The organism is Polyangium mundeleinium, assembly GCF_028369105.1.
Taxonomy (GTDB): domain Bacteria; phylum Myxococcota_A; class Polyangia; order Polyangiales; family Polyangiaceae; genus Polyangium; species Polyangium mundeleinium.
The window spans coordinates 584,781-602,590 of sequence record NZ_JAQNDO010000001.1; the positions used below are offsets into that span (position 1 = coordinate 584,781).

Here is a 17,810-nt window from a genome sequence, read left to right on the forward strand (position 1 = left end):
GCATCAGGCCGCATGATCAAAGAAAAAGGTACGCTCGTCGTCGTGGGCACCGGCATCCGGACGGTCGGTCAGCTCACCGGCGATACCATTGCAAGGCTCAAGACCTCCACGAAAGTCTTTTACATCATCGCCGATCTCGTCGGCGAGCAGGTCATCAAGCAGATTCAGCCCGCCGCGGAGTCGCTCGGCCGGTTTTACCGGCTCGGCCGCAATCGCCGGGAGGCGTACGACGCCATGGTCGAGCGGATCATGAGCGCCGTCCGCGACGGCCATCGCACGTGCTGCGCGGCGTACGGCCACCCGGGCGTCTTCGCCTTCCCCACGCACGAGGCCATTCGCCGGGCGCGCGCCGAGGGCTTCGAGGCCACGATGTTCCCGGCCGTCTCCGCCGAGGATTGCCTCTTCGCCGATCTCGGCGTCGACCCCGCGAACCCCGGCTGCAACAGCCACGAGGCCACGCGGTTCGTCCTGTACAAGAAGTCCGTCGACCCCACGTCGGGGTTGATCCTCTGGCAGGTCGGCATGTTCGGCGACGCGACGTACCGGCCCGAGGGCAACCGCGGCCAATGGATTCACGTGCTCGTCGATCGCCTGCTCCAGCATTACCCCGAGGACCACGAGGTCACCCTCTACGAGGCCGCGGTCTTCATCAATTGCCCCCCGCGCATCGAGCGAATCGCGCTCGGCAAACTCGCCGATGCCGAACTCACGCCCTCGACCACGCTTTACGTGCCCCCGGCCCGGCGCGACGTGCTCGACGAGGAGACGTGCGCCGCGCTCGGCATCGAACGCGCGGCCCTCGCGCGCTGAATTTGCCCGGCCTCCTTCCTGCGAAGGCACCTTCGCGCTACCCTCTGCGCCATGCCCCTTTCCCCTGGAGAAAGGTTCGATCGGTACGTCGTCGAAGCGCTCCTCGGCGAAGGCGGCATGGGCGAGGTGTATCGCGTGCAGGATACGCGCCTCGGCCGCAGCGTCGCGCTCAAGGTGCTTCGGCGCGACATCCAAGGCGGGAGCGAGAGCTGGGCCCGACAGGTGCGCCGCATGCTCCGCGAGGCCCGGATCGCCGCGGCTTTGAATGATCCCGGCATCGTCGCGGTCTACGACGTCGGCGAGCACGAGGGCGCGCCTTTCATCGCGATGGAGCTCGTGCAAGGCAAGCTCCTGCGCGACCTCGTGCACGCGGATGCGCCGCTCGGCGAAAAGATCACCCTGCTCTCCGCGGTCGCGCAGGTCCTCTCCGTCGCGCATCGCGCCGGGCTCGTGCACCGCGACGTCAAGCCCGAGAACGTGATGATCCGCGAAGACGGCGCCATCAAGGTCCTCGATTTCGGCATCGCGCGGCGCACCGACGAGGAGATCGCGGCGTACGACGGGCCCGACGATTTCGCCACGCGCACCGGGGATGGCTCGTTCGTCGGCACCCCCGCGTACATGGCGCCCGAGCAAGTGAAGGGGGATCCCATCGACGCGCGGGTCGATCAATTCGCCTGGGGCGTCACCGCGTACGAGCTCCTCGCGGGCAAACTGCCGTTCCGTTTGGATCGCGGGCCCGTGAGCCTCATCGCCTCGATCCTGAGCGACGAGCCGCCGCCGATGAACGACGTGCCTCCCGAGATCGAGGCCGTCGTTTTTCGCGCGCTCGCCAAGGAGCCCGCCGATCGCCACGCCTCGATGGACGACATCGTCACGGCGCTCGCGCCCTTCGCCACGCCGATCACCACGCTCCTGCGGAGAAGGGACGGGCCTGCGAACGCCGCGCGTCCCTCCGTGCGAGAGCCGCCTCCTCCGAAGGCGAGCACCCCCTCCCGCAGCACGACGACGCGCTCGCCCGCGCGCCGCGCCGCCACGAATCGCACGCCGGTGACGACCCCACGCGCGCCCGCGCGCTCGCGCCGCTTTCTCGGCCTCGCCGCCATCGTCACGCTGGGCGTCGCGGCCGCGGGGTTCGTCTTCGCCCGCAAGGCCAGGACCGCGCCGCCGCCCGTGCTCGCGCGGACCTCCCTCACGCCCGTCCCGACGATCGTCACCGCGCTGCCTTTGCCGAAGTTCGCCAATGAAGAGGCGCGCGCGGCGTATCGCGAGGGGCTCCAGGGGTTGCGCGACGGGGCCTGGAGGACGGCCTATGCCGCCTTCGCGCGCGCCACGCAGGCCGATCCGGGGCTCACGTCGGCCTGGCTGCGCATGGCCATCCTCATTTGGGACGCGGATGTCACGACGGGGCGCGAGCATTTTCGTCGCGCGGTCCTGGGGCGCGCGACGCTCGACGCCCATGACCAGGCCCTCCTCGACGCCCACGAGCCCCTGATTCAGGGCACGCCGAGCGATATCCCCGAGACCGCCCGGCGCCTCGCGCTCGCCTCCGCTCGATTCCCCGGCAACGCCGAGCTCGCGAACCTCGCTTCGATGTACGAGCTCGGCTATCTGCCGCCTTCCGACGTCCTGCCGCGCATCGATCGTTGCCTGGAGCTCGATCCCCTTTATGGCGATTGCTTGCAGGGCCGGGCGCGCCTGCTCATCCGTCGCACCGGGCACATCGAGGAGGGCCTCGCGGCGCTCGAGCGCTGTATCGAGGCGACCCCGGCCGCCTCCGATTGCCTCATGGATCGAGGCGACACAAACCTCGCGCTCGGCCGGTGTTCGGTCGTCGAGGCCGGGGCGCGTGAATGGATCGCCAAGGTCAGCCCCGCGCCGGCCGCGCACATGCAGCTCGCGGGCGCGCTTTACGCGCGCGGCGCGCCCGCGGCTGCCGTGAAGACCGCCGTCGAGACCGCGGCGGCGCAATTCCGCGCGCAGGGGCTCGAAGCCGAGGCCAGCAAGCAGCTCATTCTGCACGAGATCGCCACGGGCAGGTTCGAGCAAGCCGAGCGCATGCTCCGCGACCATCAGCGCCTCGTCGCCAACGATCCTGCCGTGAGCGCGCACGGCTGGGCGGCCAACATGCTCATCCAGGTGCTCCAGGAAATGGGCCGCGACGCCGACGCGGGCCGCGAGGCGCAGAGCTACATCGCGCGCCGTGGCGCGTTGATCGCCGATCCCCTGAGCGGGGACTTTGCCGTACGTCTCTTGCGTGCCGAGCTCGCCGCGGGGCTCGTCACGCGGGACGTGTACGAGGCCGAGCGCGCGGCCTGGGCCAAGAGCCATCCGGATCCCACGCTTCGGATAGGCGTCTGGATCTCCGGGTACGCGCTCGTCGCCCGCGACGAAGGCGAAGCCAAGGCCGCGCTCGCGGTGATGCCGACCGAGGCCCTCAGCAAGGAGCGGAGCTTCTCCCTTCACCTCGGCCTCATCCTCGACAGCGCGCTCGGCCAAACGTATTGGCTCGCGGGCAACCCCGCCGCCGCGCTTCCGCACCTCACGGCGGCGACCGTCTCGTGCAGCGGCCTCATCGAGCCCATGCTGCCGACGCAGCACATGCGCCACACGAAGAGCCTCCACCAGCTCGGCCTCGTCCGCCAGGCCCTCGGCGATCGCTCGGGCGCGTGTGACGCGTTTGGTCGTGTCCTCGCGCGCTGGGGTGGGGCGCGCGCCTCGCGCACGGCGGCCGAGGCCCGCGCGCATGTAAAAGCGCTTGGTTGCGAGGCAAAGGCCGGCTGACGCATGGCGGAGTCCACGCGATTCGCCAGCGGCGAGGTGCTCGGCCGGTACGTCGTCGAATCCCTCCTCGGCGAGGGCGGCATGGGCGAAGTGTATCGCGCCCTCGACACGCGCCTCGGTCGCAGGGTCGCGCTGAAGGTCCTGCGCAAGGACACCGAGCTCTCCGAAGACGCGTGGGCCCACGAGTCCTCGCGCATGCTCCGCGAGGCGCGCGCGGCCGCGGCGCTCTCGCATGCCGGCATCGTGGCGATCTACGACGTCGGCGAGCTCGACGGCACGGCGTTCATCGCCATGGAGATCGCCGAGGGCGAACCCTTGCGCGCGCTCGTCGGAAAGGACGCGCCCGACGCCTGGAAGATCCAGATCCTCCACGACGTCGCGCGCGCGCTCGACGCGGCTCACCAGGCCGGCGTCGTGCACCGCGACGTCAAACCCGAGAACATCGTCGTGAGCAAGGCGGGCGCCGTGAAGGTGCTCGACTTCGGCATCGCGCGCGGGCTCGATCGCGAGACCGATCCCGGCGCGCGTACGCTCGAGGTCGAGCCCGCCGAGTCCATGTTCCAGGGCACCCCGGCGTATACGGCGCCCGAGCAGCTCACGGGCGAGGCCCTCGACGCGCGCGCCGATCAGTTTGGTTTTGGCGTCGTCGCCCATGAGCTTTTCGAGGGCGAGCTGCCGTTCCGCGTGGACAAGGGCCCTGCGGCCCTCATCAGCTCGATCCTCGCCGACGAGCCCAAGCCGATGACCCGCGCGCCCGAGGGCGTCCGTGACATCGTCCGGCGCGCGCTCGCGAAAGACCCCGCCGATCGATTCCCCTCGATGGCCGCGCTCGCCGACGAGCTCGCGCTCCTCTCGATCGAACCCGAGCCCGCCCCGCTCCCCGCGCCGCCCTCGCCTGCCGCTCCCCGTGTTTCCGCGGCCCGCGTGTTCGCCCTCGTCGCCGTCCTCGCCGCGCTCGCCGCTGTCGCGTGGATCGTGTTTCACCGGGAAAAACCTGCCGATCCTGCGCCGGCCTTGCTTTTTGCGTCGGCCGTGCTGCCGGTCAAGGTCGCGATCACCGATCTCCCGCTCCCGAGCACGGACAAACCCGAGGCGCTCGTCGCGTATCGCGAGGGGGTCCAGGCCGTGCGTGACGCCTCCTGGTCGACGGCGCGCCTCGCCTTCGATCGCGCCCGCAAGGCTGATCCCTCGCTCGCGCTCGCGCATCTCCGTTACGCGATGGTCGCGATCGACTCGGATGACCTCGACCCCTCGCGCGAGGCTTACCGGGTCGCTTTCCTTTTGCGGTCCTCGCTCGGCGAGCGTGATCACGCGATGCTCGACGCGCTCGAACCCTTTTTGCAGCGCGATCCGCCCGACCTCACCGAGATGCGCCGTCGCATCGGGAACCTATCGGCCCGGTATCCGGGCGACGCCGAGCTCGTGTACTGGCAGTTTTTCCCGTTCGTCCACCACACCCCGGCCGAGGTCCTCGCGCTCACCGAGCGTTGCCTCGTGCTCGACGATCGATACGCCGATTGCTGGCAAACCCAGGCCCGCGCGCTCCTCGCCCTCAGTCGGCCCGAGGACGCGAGGCGCGCGCTCGATCGGTGCGTCGAGATCGCTCCCACCGCGGGCGACTGCATGTTCGACCGGGCCACCGTGGAGATCCTGTCGGGCCGCTGCGTGGGCCTCGAAGAGGTCGCGCGGAACTGGATCGCGCGCGAGCCCGATCTCGGCCGGGCGCATGGGTATCTCGCGTCCGCGCTGTATGGACAGGGCCGCGAGAACGCCGCCGTCCGTGCTGTCGTTGATGTGGCGACGCAAAAGCTCCGCCTCTCGGGTTTCCAGGTCGAGGCCCTCACGCTCGATTTCGGGTTCGCCGCGGGCACGGGTGATTTCGAGTCCGCGCTCCTGGCCGCGCAGCAGACGAGCAACGTTGGCGACACCGATCACGGGGCCAGCCCCACGGCCAAGCATATCTTTCTTTTGCTCGAGCTCGGGCGCACCGCGGACGCAGGCCGCGTCGCCTCGGACTTCCTCGCGCGCCAGACGGCCTCGCTCCGCTCCACCGTCGAGGGATGCCTCGTCGACCCCGACCCGTTGTTTTACGCTGTCGCCCATCGCGCGGGCCTGCTCTCGACGGACGACCGCGCTGCGCATCGCGACGCCTGGCTCCACCGCTGCGCCGAGCAGGGCGAAGCCGCCTTCGCCTGGTACGCCGGGTATGCCCTGCCTGCAATCACGCCCGATGACGCGCGCGAGGCGCTCGCCGTGTTGCCGCGTTTCGCCACGCGTCCCGAGGACGTCCCTTTTTATCGTGGCCTTTATGCTGCCGCGCTTCGTGGAAAAGTCCGGTTCCTCGCGGGCGAGATGGACGCGGCCCTGCCGGACCTCGTCCAGGCTTCGAGCCATTGCGCCATGTTGATGGATCCGGTCAGCTATCTGCAGAACCAGGTTCGCATCGGTGTCGCGCGTGAAACGCGGGGCGAAAAGGACCTCGCGTGCGCGGCGTATCAGAGCGTCCTCTCGCGGTGGGGCGCGGCGAAGGACTCGATCTCGGCGCGCGACGCGGCTCGTCGGGCCAAGGCGCTCGGCTGCGCGCCCCGGCGTAGACCCTGACGAACGCGCCATCGTCCCTGGGCGGGAGCCCGCGGACGGGCTACGATGTTCCCGTCATGCGTTTCTCGCCGGGGGAGTCGTTCGACCGCTACGTCATCGAGTCGCTCTTGGGCGAGGGTGGCATGGGCGAGGTGTATCGCGCCGAGGACACCCGCCTCCGCCGCAGAATCGCGCTCAAGGTGCTGCGCAAGGGCGACGAAGCCGACAGCGAGACCTGGGGCCGCGCGGTCGCGCGTATGCTCCGTGAGGCGCGCGCGGTCGCGGCGCTCTCCCATCCGGGCATCGTCGCCATCTACGACGTCGGCGAGCATGACGGCGCGCCGTTCATCGCGATGGAGCTCGTCGAGGGGCGCCCTTTGCGGGCCCTCGTGGGCGGGGACGAACCCCTCGGCACGCGCTTGCGCCTCCTCCTGGAGATCGCGCGGGCCCTTTCGGCTGCGCATCAGGCGGGCCTCGTGCACCGCGATGTCAAACCCGAGAACGTCGTCGTTCGCGGCGACGGCGCCGTGAAGGTCCTCGATTTCGGGATCGCCCGCAAGCTCGCGCGGACGAGCGCCGATCCCCTCGGACCCACGGCCGACGGCGCGCTCGCCACGATGACGGCCGAGGGCGCGCTCGTCGGCACCCCGGCGTACATGGCGCCCGAACAGCTCCGCGGCGAGGAGATCGACGCGCGGGCCGATCAGTTCGCGTGGGGCGTCCTCGCCTACGAATTGCTCGCCGGCAAGATCCCGTTTCGCTCCGACAAAGGCGCGGTCAGCCTCATGGCGTCGATCCTGAGCGACGAACCGCCCCCGATCACGACCGTGCCCGACGGCGTCTGGCAGATCCTCGCGCGCGCCCTCGCGAAGGAGCCCGAGGCGCGGTTCGCCTCGATGGACGAGGTCGCGCAGAACCTCCACGTGTTCGTCACCGCGGAGGACACGCGGACCATCACGAGCCGCCGCAATGTCGTCCTCGTCTCCTCCACCGGCGACACCCGCGCGCCGGTCGTTGCCTCGCTCCCGCCCCCTTCGGCGTCGCGCAAGCCCTGGATGTTCGTGGCGCCTGTCGTCGCCCTCCTCGCCGCGGGCGGCGCCGTGGTTGCCCTCCGCAAAGCCCCGGCCGACGTGAATGCTTCGGCGCCGTCCTCGGCGGTCGTGCCGGCCGGCCCCGCGCCCACGGCCGTCACCGATTTGCCCCTTCCGCCCACGGAAAACGCGGAAGCGCGGCTTGCGTTTCGCGAGGGGCTCCAGGCGATCCGGGACGCCACCTGGGACACGGCGATTGCCGCGTTCGAGCGGGCGCGCAAGGCCGATCCGGGCATGGCCGCGGCGCACCTCCGGTTTGCGGCGCTCGAGGCCTCGTTCGACATCAACGCGGCCCGCGAGGCGTTTCGCAAGGCGATCGGCCTCCGCAGCTCGCTCACCGAGCGCGACCAGGCGTTCCTCGACGCGCTCGAGCCGATGCTCCAGAACGACCCGAGCGATTGCGCGACGTCGGCCCGCAGGTTCGAGGCCATGGTCGCGAAATGGCCCGGCGACGCGGAGATCGTCTTCTGGTATGCGCGCCAGCTCCTCGAATCCACGAAGGCCTCCCAATCGGAGAAGGTCCTCGCGCTCGCGCGGCGCTGCGTCGAGCTCGACCCGCAATACGCCGATTGCTGGCAGACGCAGCAATACGCGCTTTTGCCCCTCCGCCGGAGCGCGGAGGCGCTCGTCGCGCTCGAAAAATGCGTCGAGGTCTCGGCCGGCGCGGTCGATTGCCTCAATGACAAGATCAAGATCGTCTCGTCGCTCGGCCAGTGTGATGTCGCGGCCGAGACGGCGCGGCGGTGGATGGCCAAGGAGCCTTCCTCGCCGAAGCCCCACTTGATGCTCGGCGGCGCTCTGTATGGCGCAGGCGAGCCCGAGGCGGCCGTCCGCGCGGCGCTCGACCAGGCGGAGCGGCGCTTCCGGGCGACGGGTCATCCCTGGCAAGCCGAGGATCTCGTGGCCCGCCGCGCGATGGCGTTCGGCGAGTTCACGACCGGGGCACGCGCCGCGGATTCGTTGATGTCCCTGACCCCGCCCATGCCGCAGGATGAGATCGCCGTGTATCACCTGCGGACGTTCGCGCGCTTGGAGCTCGGGGACATCGAGGGAGCGGCCCAGGTCGCGGACGAGTTCCTCGCGAAGAGCGCGCTCCGGACGGGGCAGTTCATCGGCGGCCACATCCTCGACCCCACCGTGTTCATGCATTCGCTCCGGCTCCGCGCCGGCAAGGAATCGCGCGCGGAATACGAGGCGGCGCGGTCCGCGTGGCTCGCGAAGCAGAATGTCTCGACGCCCGGGGGACGGCGGGTGGCCTGGGACGCGGCGTATGCCTGGCCGGCGTATTCGTCCGAGCTCGCGCAGGAGGCCCTCGCGAAGGAGGAAGAGTACATGCGGCTCCCGTCCGGCGAGCTCGACACGAGCGAGGCGGTATGGACGGGCTCGCTCGGCCATATGCGCCTCCTCGTCGGCAAGGAGATCGAAGCGCTGCCCTACCTCGAGAAGGCCGCGCAGGTCTGCCCCAACCCCTGGCAGTCGAGGTGGTACGTCCACCAGCAGGCGCGCCTCGGCATCGCGCGCGAGGCGAAGGGCGACAAACCCGGCGCTTGCAGCGCGTATCGCGCCGTCCTTTCCCGGTGGAGCAATCCGAAAGAATCGGTCACGGCGCGGGACGTGGAGAAGCGGGCGAAGGGCCTCGGCTGCGGTTTTCTCGCGGACGGGGGGCTCGCAGGGCCCCGTTCGCCGCGGGGTTCGAATCCGAACGCTGGCTGACGTTCCGCGGCGTCGCGCGGGATGGTAGGCGCGCGCCGGCTTGCCACGTAAGATGCGCTTTCCCCTTCGAGCTGCCCCCGAGAGGTCATGACCGCCACCCGAAGAGCCCCCGATGAGCCGAACGCCTCGGACCTCGAGCGCATCCTCCGCGACGCCACGCGGCTCCAGCTCGACCTTGCCCGCGCCGCAAGCGTCCTGCGCGAGCGCGGCGGTGATCTCGCGCGGGATCTGCCGGGCGAGATCGACGGCCTGATCACGCAGCTCTCCACCTTTCGCACGAGCCTCGATGCGGAGCGGCGCGAGCAGGAGGGCGCCATGTCGCGCGAGGCGCAGGCGGCGCTCTTCGAGGTCGGCAAGGCCATCACCTCCTCGCTCGACCTCAAGACCGTGCTGAACCAGTGCATGGACTCCGTGATCGAGTTGACGAAGGCCGAGCGTGGCTACCTCGTCCTCGTCGACCAATACGGCAAGCTCGACGTCCAGGTCGCGCGGAACCTCGACCAGGACACCATTCGGAGCATGGAGTTTGCGTATTCGAGCTCCGTGGTCGAGGAGGTCTTGAAGAGCGAGCGCAGCGTCCTCACGAGCAATGCGCAGACGGACGAGCGATTCGCGCTCCAGCGCAGCGTGGCGATGTTCCGGCTCACGAGCATCATGGCCGCGCCCTTGCGCATCCGGGGCAAGGTGATCGGCGTCCTGTACGTGGACAACCGCGCCTTCACCGGGCAGTTCTCGCAAGCGAAGCTCGATTTGCTGGAGGCGTTCGCGGGGCAGGCCGCGATCGCGATCCACAATGCCAAGCTCTTCGGGCAGACCGACGAGGCGCTCAAGCAACGCCTCCTCGAGCTCGAAGGCCTTTACAAGGAGCTCGCCGTGGCCCGCGAGCGCGCCGAGAATGGCCTCGCGGCCGTCGAGCGCGAGATGCAGATCGGCCGCGTCCTTCAATCCGAGTTCCTCCCGCGCGAGCTGCCCTCCTTGCCCGGCTGGCAGATCGCCTCCCGGTTCTTGCCGGCGCGCCAGCTCTCGGGCGATTTCTACGACGTCTTTCAGCTCGCCTCCGGGGAGTTCGCCGTCGCGATCGCCGACGTCTGCGACAAGGGCGTCGGTGCCGCGCTCTTCATGTCCCTCGTCCGCGGCCTGCTCCGCGCTTTCGCGCTCCGGGCGGCCGATCGGACCGCGGTTCTCGCGGCCATCACCGAGACGAACGATTACCTCGCCGAGAACCACGGCCGCACGGCCATGTTCACGACCCTCTTTTTCGGGGTCCTCGACCCGGAGAGCGGCGAGCTCTCCTATGTCAATTGCGGGCACGACGCGCCGATCGTCCTCGGCGCGACCGGCGAGGAGATCCGCCTCGAATCGACGGGCCCCGCGCTCGGCGCCATCCGGGACGTCGAATTCGAGATGGGCCAGATCACGCTGCTCCCCGGCGATTCTCTCGTGGCCTTCACGGACGGCGTGAGCGACGCGCTCGACCCGTCCGAGCGCTCGTTCAGCGAGGAAAAACTCCTCTCGATCCTGCGCGGCGGCGCGCCTTCCGTCACGACCATGCTCGGCGACGTCGTGGCCGCGCTTCGCCACCACATCGGGGGCGCCGCGCAGTTCGACGACATCACCTTGCTCGCGCTCCGCCGCAATCCGACACGCCGCGACTTCCCCACGGGCCAGTACCGCGTGATCGAGCCGATTGTGCAGGCCACGGGAAAGCGCAACCGGCGCTGATCGAGGCGTTGAAAAACGCGGAAGGCGCGGGTAGCCTTCGAGCGTGCTCTGGGTTGGTGGGAAACGCCTCTACGGCAAGGTCGAGCAGGTAGGCAGCACCTACGTCGCGACGACGTTTGCCTTCCTCCAGTTCTTGCCGATCTACCCCGTGCGTTCGCACATCGTCGTGGCCGAGGGCGCGGCCGACACGCACAAGGTCGTGCACATCAAGATGAACTGGAAGAGCGTCGCGACGGGGTATCTCCGCGCGTACGGCATCGCGGCCACGCTCTTCTCGCTCCTCCCGGGCCTCGTCGTGGCGGGCACCTCGAAGGTGCCGACGGCCTATGTCGGCGCGGGCCTCGTGCTCGCCTGCGCGGGGGTGACCACGGCGGCGTTCTCCATGATCGGCCGCCTGAGCCGTGAGGAGAAGGCGCAGCGCCTCCTTTACGCGCGTTTCCTCGGGCACCCCGTGCACCCGTCGATCCTCGACGAGGACATGCGCGGCGCCATCGCGCAGAAGCTGCGTGATTTCCTGGAGGAGCGCGCGACGGCGGTGATGACGGGCTCGAACTACCGCAAGGGCGGGCCCGTGAAGGCGGGGTATCGGGTGGTCGCGCTCGAGCCGTCGATGCGGGATCGGGAGTATCTCGAAGCGGCGTTCACGCTCGCCTGCATCGACGCGTCGCTCTCGGTGGGGCCGATGCGGGCCGACGCGGAGCGCGTGCACGGGGCGCTCTGGAACAAGCTGCTCGCGGAGCACCCGGACGTCATCGACGTCGTGCGGGACGCCGAGGCCTTGCAGCGCTCGTGGGTGAGCAACGTGCTCGGCTTCGTCCCGCTCGTGGCGGCCATGGGCGTGTGCTGCGTGATGCTCCTGCGCAACGACGCCGTCTTCAAGTGGAAGTCGAGCCCGGCCGAGAAGAAGACCGAATACGGGTTCGTGCCGGAAGAGCTTTTGCGCTGAAGGCGCGCGCCGCTCATGCGCCTTGTGGCGCCGCGGCTTCGCGCGGTACGATCGTGGGCGTTTTCCCTGGGAGCACCTACGCCCATGCGCCTTTTCCATTTCGCCGCGCCGTTCACCCTCGCCGTCTCCCTCGCCGCGTCCGGTTGTAGCAGTGACGTCGCCTCGTCCTCGGGGTCCGGCGCATCCTCGGCGTCGTCGTCCTCGTCGGCCGGCGGCGCGGGCGGCATGGGCGGCGCGGGTGGCGTCGGGGGTGGTTCGTCCTCCTCGGGCACCGGCGCCGGCGGCGTCGCTTGCACGGACGAGGTTTGCAACGGGCTCGACGACGATTGCGACGGCGCCATCGACGAAGACGCCTCCCTTTGCGCGGGGCCCGGCGAGGTCTGCGCTGCGGGCGCTTGCGCGGCCGACTGTGGCCATCCCGAGGCGAACCCTTGCGCGCAGGACACCGTCTGCAACGTCAGCGACAAAGACCCCGGCGCCTGCGTCGCGCCCGACGCCGGCTGCGTCGTCACCGGCCCGCTCGTCCCTTGTGGTGCCTCGACCTGCGGCCCCGGCACCACCTGCGACGCTGCCACGAATACCTGCGTCGCGTCCCTGCCTTGCGCGGGCATCAAGTGCACCGGCACGGTTTGTCGTGGCGTCGCGTGCCCCTGCGAGCGCCCTGCGCCGAGCTGCACCGGCGCCACGCTCGAACAGCTCAACGCGTCGGCGTTCGTGAATGGCCTCGTCGACATCGACTTCGACCTCGCCTGCAATGCCTGGGGCGTCACCGTCATCAGCGGACCCGATTACCTGCGCAAGGTCAGCACCACCGGCCAGGTCTCCACGGTCCAGGGCGTCACGAACCTCAACATGGGCGAGGTCGCTGCGCTCCAGGGCCAGGACGGCACGTTCGGCGGCGACGTCACCGAGGTCGGGCTCACGTACAACTGCTGTGCGAACTGCGGTTGTCAAGGCACACCGCAGGGCGTCGCGTTCTTCGACCAGATGACGAATGCTTTGCCGCTCGTCATCCCGAGCGCGAAGATCACGACCGGCGCGGGCCCCTTCAAGAGTGGTTACCTCGACACCGGCCCGCAGGGCCTCACCTGGGGCCTCCGGAAGAAGCTTTACGTGGGCAATGTCGATGCGGACGGCGATTTCCACACCGTCGACCTCGTCGATGGCACGAAGGGCCTCGTCGCCACCCTGCCGGCCCGCGTCTACGCCGCGTCGCCCTACGATGGGAGCCGCCTGCTCGTCGCGCTCGCGACGAAGGAGATCGTGCTCCTCGACGTGAACACCGGCGCGACGACGCCCTTCGCGGCCCTGCCGGCGGACATCACGAGCCTCGCGCGGGATCCGTTCACCGGCCACGTCTATGTCTCGCTTTTCGGCGGCGAGATCCACGACCTCGATGGATTCGGCACGGATCTCGGTATGTTCGCGAAGGGCGCGAAGAGCGGCCGGATCGCCCTCGCGCGGGACAACTACCTTTACCACGTGAACGCTGCGCCCGTGGGAGGCGCCTCGATCGAGCGATTCCCGCTCCCGCAGACGTATTGAAGTTGACGCCCTGCAGGCCTTGCCTTCCAATCCTCGTGTCAACGTCGTGACCCGCCGCTGCCCGTGATGATTCGATCCCTCCATAGGCCCCTTCTCTTCGGGGCCCTTCTGCTCACGATGGCTTGCTCGAGCCGGGGGCCCACGCCCGAGGTCGGGCCCTCCGCGCCGCCGCCCGCGCCGCTGCCGGTCGTCCCGAATCCGCCGTCGATCGCCGCGCCGCCGCCGCTCGAACCCAAAAAACCCGCGCCACCCGCGCCGGTGGAGCCTTCCCCTCCACCCGCGCCCCCGGAGACGAGCGCGCTTCCGGCCCGCGTGGACGGCATGATCCTCGTGCCCGCGGGGCCTTTCACGATGGGCGCCGACAGCGGAGGCGAGGCCGACGAATGGCCCGCGCACACCGTGACGCTGCCGGCGTATTACCTCGACGAGTTCGAGGTGACGAACAGCGACTACGCCCGCTGCATCGAGGCGAAGGTCTGCCCGCCGCCCGAGCCGAGCAACGCAGATCGCAATGGCGTCGGCCCGGACAAACGGTTCCGGGGGCCGAAGCAGCCCGTGAGCAGCGTCTCCTGGGACAGCGCGCGCGCCTATTGCGCATTCGTGGGCAAGCGCCTCCCGCGCGAGGCGGAGCTCGAAAAGGCGGCGCGCGGCGAGAACGGTCGGCTGTACCCATGGGGCCACTCGCCGCCCGGGCCCGAGCGCGCCGTCTTCGCGGTCAGCGTCACGGCGGATGTCGGGACACACCCCGCGGGGCGGGGACCGTACGGGCACCACGACCTCGCCGGCAACGTGTGGGAGTGGGCCGAGGACATCTACGATCCATTCGCGTACAAGCGCGCCGGCGCCTCCGAGGGGCGCGGCGGGACGTGCGAGGAGACCCTCGAAGCCTACGCGGAGCTTCGCCGGAAGCGCCAGCAGGGTTTTACCGGGTCGAACAAGATCCCGACCGAATGCGAGCGGGTCCTGCGCGGCGGCGGATTCAACTATCACGCGACGGGGCTCCGCTCCACGAACCGCGTCCATCACCCGGCGCGCTACAGGATGGTGATGAGCGGGTTCCGGTGCGCGAGGGACGCGAAGGGCTAGCGCCTCGCCCGGGGACATGGGCGATCGGAGAACCGCCCCATGGTGTAGGATGGACTGAGGGCACGACGTCGGCTCGGCGTTCGGGCTCCGGGACCACGTCACCATGACCGCGGAGGATCGGGGCGATCTCGAGCGTGAGCTCGGGACCCGCCTTGCCAGAGGAGACCTGAGGGGCGTCGCGACGACCGTGCTCGCGACGTACGGGCCCGAGATCTACGCGTTCGTCGCAGCCATGCACCGCGACGAGAGCGACGCCGAGGAGGTCTTCGCCCGCTTCGGCGAGGCGCTCTGGCAGGGGCTCCAGCGCTTCGAGGGCCATGCCTCCTTCCGCACCTTCGCCTACGCCGTCGCGCGAAGGGCCTCGGTTCGCTTCCGCAGGGACGCGGCGCGCAGGCGCAAGCGCGAGGGCGAGCTCGACAGCGCCGAGCTCTCGGGCGTGATGGAGGAGGTTCGCGAGCGCACGGCCTCGTACCTGCGGACGACGATTCGCAGCCGCCTCGCCGCGCTGCGCGCCTCGCTCCCCGAGGAAGACCAGGAGCTGCTCATGCTCCGCGTGGACCGCAAGCTGCCCTGGGACGAACTCGCCGTGGTGCTGCGCGGCGAGGACGAGCCGCCCCTCTCGGCCGAGGACAGACGCCGCGAGGGGGCGAGGCTGCGCAAGAAGTTCCAGCTCCTGAAGGACCGGCTGCGCGAGATGGCCCGCCGCGAGGGCCTGCTCGACGAGGACGGGTGAGCACGATGTCGTCGCAGAGCTTCGCCTGGCTGGAGGCCACGCTCGCGGGGAGCCCTTCGTCGTCCGACGCGACAGACGACTCGTTCCTGCGCGAGGTCGCGCGCATCGACGACGTGCCCGTGCCCCGCAAGCGCGAGGAGAAAGCGGGCAACCGCGTCGCGGATCGGTACGTGCTCGTATCGCTTCTCGGCAGCGGCGGGCAAGGCGCGGTGTGGGAGGCGGAGGACACGCTCACGGGCGAGCGGGTCGCGCTGAAGGTGCTGCGCGCGGTGTCGGCGACCTGCGCGGCGCGCGCGCAACGAGAGATCGCGGTGCTGCGGCTTTTGCGCCTGCCCGGCGTGGTGCGCCTCGTCGACGAGGGCCTCCAAGGCGACAGCCCCTTCCTCGTGACCGAGCGCATCATGGGCCGCCCCTTCCCCGGCGTGAGCGTCCCTTGCTCCTGGGAGGAGCTCGAGCCCGTCCTCGTTCGCCTGCTGGAGACGCTCGCGCGGATCCACGCCGTGGGCATCGTCCATCGCGATCTCAAGCCCGACAACGTGCTCGTGGGGCCGGACAAGCGCCCCGTGGTCCTCGATTTCGGCCTCTCGTCGCCGTCCGCCGCGTCGCCGGATCCGATCACGGACGCGGGGCAGATCGTCGGCACCCTTTCGTACATCGCGCCCGAGCAGTTCCGCGAGCAACGCGCCACGGCGCGCACCGATCTCTACGCCGTCGGAATCATGGCGTACCTCGCGCTCACGGGGCGCGTCCCCCATGAGAAGCGCGACATGTGCGCGTTCATCCTTTCGCGCTTGAACGAGCCCGCGCCGAACCTGCGCACGCTCGTCCCGCACCTGCCCTTCGAGGTGGCGCTCGTGCTCGATCAGCTCATCGCCACGAACCCCGCGGATCGACCACGCTCGGCGGCGGAGGTCGTGGTGCGGCTGCGCGATCGCCTCATCCCCTCGACACGTTCGAGCAGCGTCCCGCCGCCGCTCCGCCCGATCCTGATCCCGCGGGATCGGCAGCCGCCGCGCACGGTCGCGGCGCTCCAGGCCTTGTTCTCCGGTCCGAACCGCCTGCTTTATCTGCAAGAGGACGCCGCCCGGGTGCTCTTCGCGCGCACCGCGGGCGAGCCTGCGCTCGTCGCGCGGGAGCTCGAAGCGTGGGTGCGCGCGGGCCTGGCGCGCTGGGACGGCGAGCGCGTGGCCGTGGATCGCGAGGCGATCGAGGTGCTCGAAGCGGGGCTCGTGGTCGCGACACACGACGACACGGGCGCGATGCGGCTCCACCTGACGCCGCGGCAGTGGGACCTCGTCGCGTGGGTGGCGCTCGCGTTCCCGCATGCGGACGTGGGCGTGCTGGCCGAGGCGCGCGACGACGATCCGGAGGACGTCGAGGTCGAGCTCGATGAGCTCGTGCGCGCGGAGGTCTTGCGCCCGCTGCCCGAGGGGAAGTTCCTCCCGGCGATCTGGCCGGATGTGGAGGAGCTCTGGACGGTCGAGGCGCAGCAGCGCGCGCATCGGGCGCTCGCCGCGGCCTTGCCGCTCGGCGCGCCGGGCCGGCTGATGCATCTGCTCAAGGGCGCGGTCGACGATCGGGAGAGCGCGGCCGACGTGACGCGGGAGGTCGTGCGGGCCTCGCAACGGCTCGCGGCCGAGGGGCGCACCACGCGGGCGACGCTCCTGCTCACGGAGGGCCTGCGGATGCTCCGGCAGAATCCGCAAGCGTCGCGCGAGGATTGGGCGCGGCTCTTCGCGTCGTGGGTGGAGATCGCGCTCGCGGAGAACACGTCGACCGCGCTCGATCGGGTGCTCTACGAGCTTTGCCGGCCCGGCGCGGCCGACGATCCGGCGCTCGCGCACCTCGCGGCGCTCGTGCGCGCGGCGCTCGCGGCCGGGCCCTGGACCTCCCGCGTGCTCGTGGCGGCGGCCGAGGTGCTGCCGTTCACGGATCCGTCGCTCGAGCTGCGGCGGCAGGGCGTGCGGGTGCTCGCGGCGCGGCGCGGGGCGCTCGCGGCCGAGGAGGCGACGATCGCCGAGGTCGCGGCGTGGGCCGAGGCCGGCGGGGATCGCGTCGCGCAGGCGCGCGCGGCGAGCTGGCTCGGACGGCTGCGGTATCGGCAAGGGCGCTTCGACGAGGCGGCGGCGTGTCATCTGGCCGCGGCGGCGGGCGAGGCGTGGCCCGTGGCGCGGTTGTGGGCGCTGCTCTTCGGGGCCTCGGCGCTGCTCGAAGCGTTTCGTTTCGAGGAGGCGAAGGCCACGGCCGAGGAGGCGCTCGCCCTCGCGCGGCACTGCCGCCATGCCGTTTGCGCGGGCCGGGCCGAGTGGATCCTCCGATCGGTCGCGTACCGGATGGGCGTGCTCGATGGCGGGCCCGTGGACCATGAGCTCGTCGAGGCGACGCCGCTCGTGGGCGGCTCGGATCTCGAAGCGCTCGTGTGCCTGACCGAGGCCGCGGTCGCCCACCGCGCGGGGGATCGCGCCCTCGCGCGTGACCTCGGCGGCCGGGCCTACCGCGTGTGGCGGCCTTTGCAGGAGCGTGTCGGCGCGCTGCTCTCCGCGGGCCTCTTCCTCGTGCACGGCGGCGATTTGCCGGGGGCCGAGGTGCAGGCCCTCGTCGAGGCTGCGCGGACGTGCCCGATCCCCGGCGTGGGCGTGCAGGCGCTCGCGCTCCTCGTGGCGGCCGGGGTGCCGGTCACGTGGGGGAGGGACGACGTCGACAGGCTCGTCGTGCTCGTCCCTGTGGATCGGCGACGGGATCGGATGGATGTGCTCTCGGTGGAGGAGGCGCTCGAAGGAATGCCACGCGCCTAGCCGAT

General features: G+C 70.6%; 10 protein-coding genes. All 10 read left to right on the plus strand.

Translation table 11 applies throughout. From position 1 onward, the window contains the following. The first annotated feature begins 12 nt into the window (after positions 1-12). The 10 genes from POL67_RS02445 to POL67_RS02490 all read left to right on the plus strand — a co-directional run bounded on the left by POL67_RS02445 (position 13) and on the right by POL67_RS02490 (position 17,805). The gene (locus POL67_RS02445) at positions 13-810 is read left to right on the plus strand and encodes an SAM-dependent methyltransferase (protein ID WP_271915131.1); all 798 of its coding nucleotides are present in this window, start codon (positions 13-15) and stop codon (positions 808-810) included. A gap of 51 nt (positions 811-861) precedes the next feature. Further along, entirely contained in the window at positions 862-3,594 is a 2,733-nt protein-coding gene (locus POL67_RS02450; RefSeq protein WP_271915133.1) for a protein kinase domain-containing protein, read from the plus strand. Positions 3,595-3,597: 3 nt separating this feature from the next. Next, the gene (locus POL67_RS02455) at positions 3,598-6,195 is read left to right on the plus strand and encodes a serine/threonine-protein kinase (RefSeq protein WP_271915134.1); all 2,598 of its coding nucleotides are present in this window, start codon (positions 3,598-3,600) and stop codon (positions 6,193-6,195) included. A 56-nt stretch (positions 6,196-6,251) separates the two neighbouring features. Next, positions 6,252-8,978, plus strand: coding sequence for a serine/threonine-protein kinase (locus POL67_RS02460; protein ID WP_271915135.1), 2,727 nt, complete (start codon positions 6,252-6,254; stop codon positions 8,976-8,978). Positions 8,979-9,065: 87 nt separating this feature from the next. Beyond that, on the plus strand, positions 9,066-10,700 hold the full coding sequence (locus tag POL67_RS02465) for a PP2C family protein-serine/threonine phosphatase (protein WP_271915136.1): 1,635 nt from the start codon (positions 9,066-9,068) through the stop codon (positions 10,698-10,700). Positions 10,701-10,743: 43 nt separating this feature from the next. Further along, a complete protein-coding gene (locus tag POL67_RS02470) occupies positions 10,744-11,646 on the plus strand; it encodes a hypothetical protein (protein ID WP_271915138.1) in 903 nt (300 codons plus the stop codon). A gap of 84 nt (positions 11,647-11,730) precedes the next feature. Then, positions 11,731-13,191, plus strand: a complete 1,461-nt coding sequence (locus tag POL67_RS02475) for a hypothetical protein (protein ID WP_271915140.1) — start codon at positions 11,731-11,733, stop codon at positions 13,189-13,191. A gap of 117 nt (positions 13,192-13,308) precedes the next feature. Then, on the plus strand, positions 13,309-14,277 hold the full coding sequence (locus POL67_RS02480) for a formylglycine-generating enzyme family protein (protein ID WP_271915142.1): 969 nt from the start codon (positions 13,309-13,311) through the stop codon (positions 14,275-14,277). Between the two features lie 103 nt (positions 14,278-14,380). Next, entirely contained in the window at positions 14,381-15,010 is a 630-nt protein-coding gene (locus tag POL67_RS02485) for an RNA polymerase sigma factor (protein WP_271915143.1), read from the plus strand. A gap of 5 nt (positions 15,011-15,015) precedes the next feature. Next, positions 15,016-17,805, plus strand: a complete 2,790-nt coding sequence (locus POL67_RS02490; RefSeq protein ID WP_271930713.1) for a serine/threonine-protein kinase — start codon at positions 15,016-15,018, stop codon at positions 17,803-17,805. Positions 17,806-17,810 lie beyond the last annotated feature (5 nt).

Bases quoted from the DNA above. Each gene is read 5' to 3' on its own strand.
- POL67_RS02460 (WP_271915135.1), top strand. From the start codon at position 6,252: ATGCGTTTCTCGCCGGGGGAGTCGTTCGACCGCTACGTCATCGAGTCG.
- POL67_RS02450 (WP_271915133.1), top strand. From the start codon at position 862: ATGCCCCTTTCCCCTGGAGAAAGGTTCGATCGGTACGTCGTCGAAGCG.
- POL67_RS02490 (WP_271930713.1), top strand. From the start codon at position 15,016: ATGTCGTCGCAGAGCTTCGCCTGGCTGGAGGCCACGCTCGCGGGGAGC.
- POL67_RS02475 (WP_271915140.1), top strand. From the start codon at position 11,731: ATGCGCCTTTTCCATTTCGCCGCGCCGTTCACCCTCGCCGTCTCCCTC.
- POL67_RS02485 (WP_271915143.1), top strand. From the start codon at position 14,381: ATGACCGCGGAGGATCGGGGCGATCTCGAGCGTGAGCTCGGGACCCGC.
- POL67_RS02465 (WP_271915136.1), top strand. From the start codon at position 9,066: ATGACCGCCACCCGAAGAGCCCCCGATGAGCCGAACGCCTCGGACCTC.
- POL67_RS02480 (WP_271915142.1), top strand. From the start codon at position 13,309: ATGGCTTGCTCGAGCCGGGGGCCCACGCCCGAGGTCGGGCCCTCCGCG.
- POL67_RS02455 (WP_271915134.1), top strand. From the start codon at position 3,598: ATGGCGGAGTCCACGCGATTCGCCAGCGGCGAGGTGCTCGGCCGGTAC.
- POL67_RS02445 (WP_271915131.1), top strand. From the start codon at position 13: ATGATCAAAGAAAAAGGTACGCTCGTCGTCGTGGGCACCGGCATCCGG.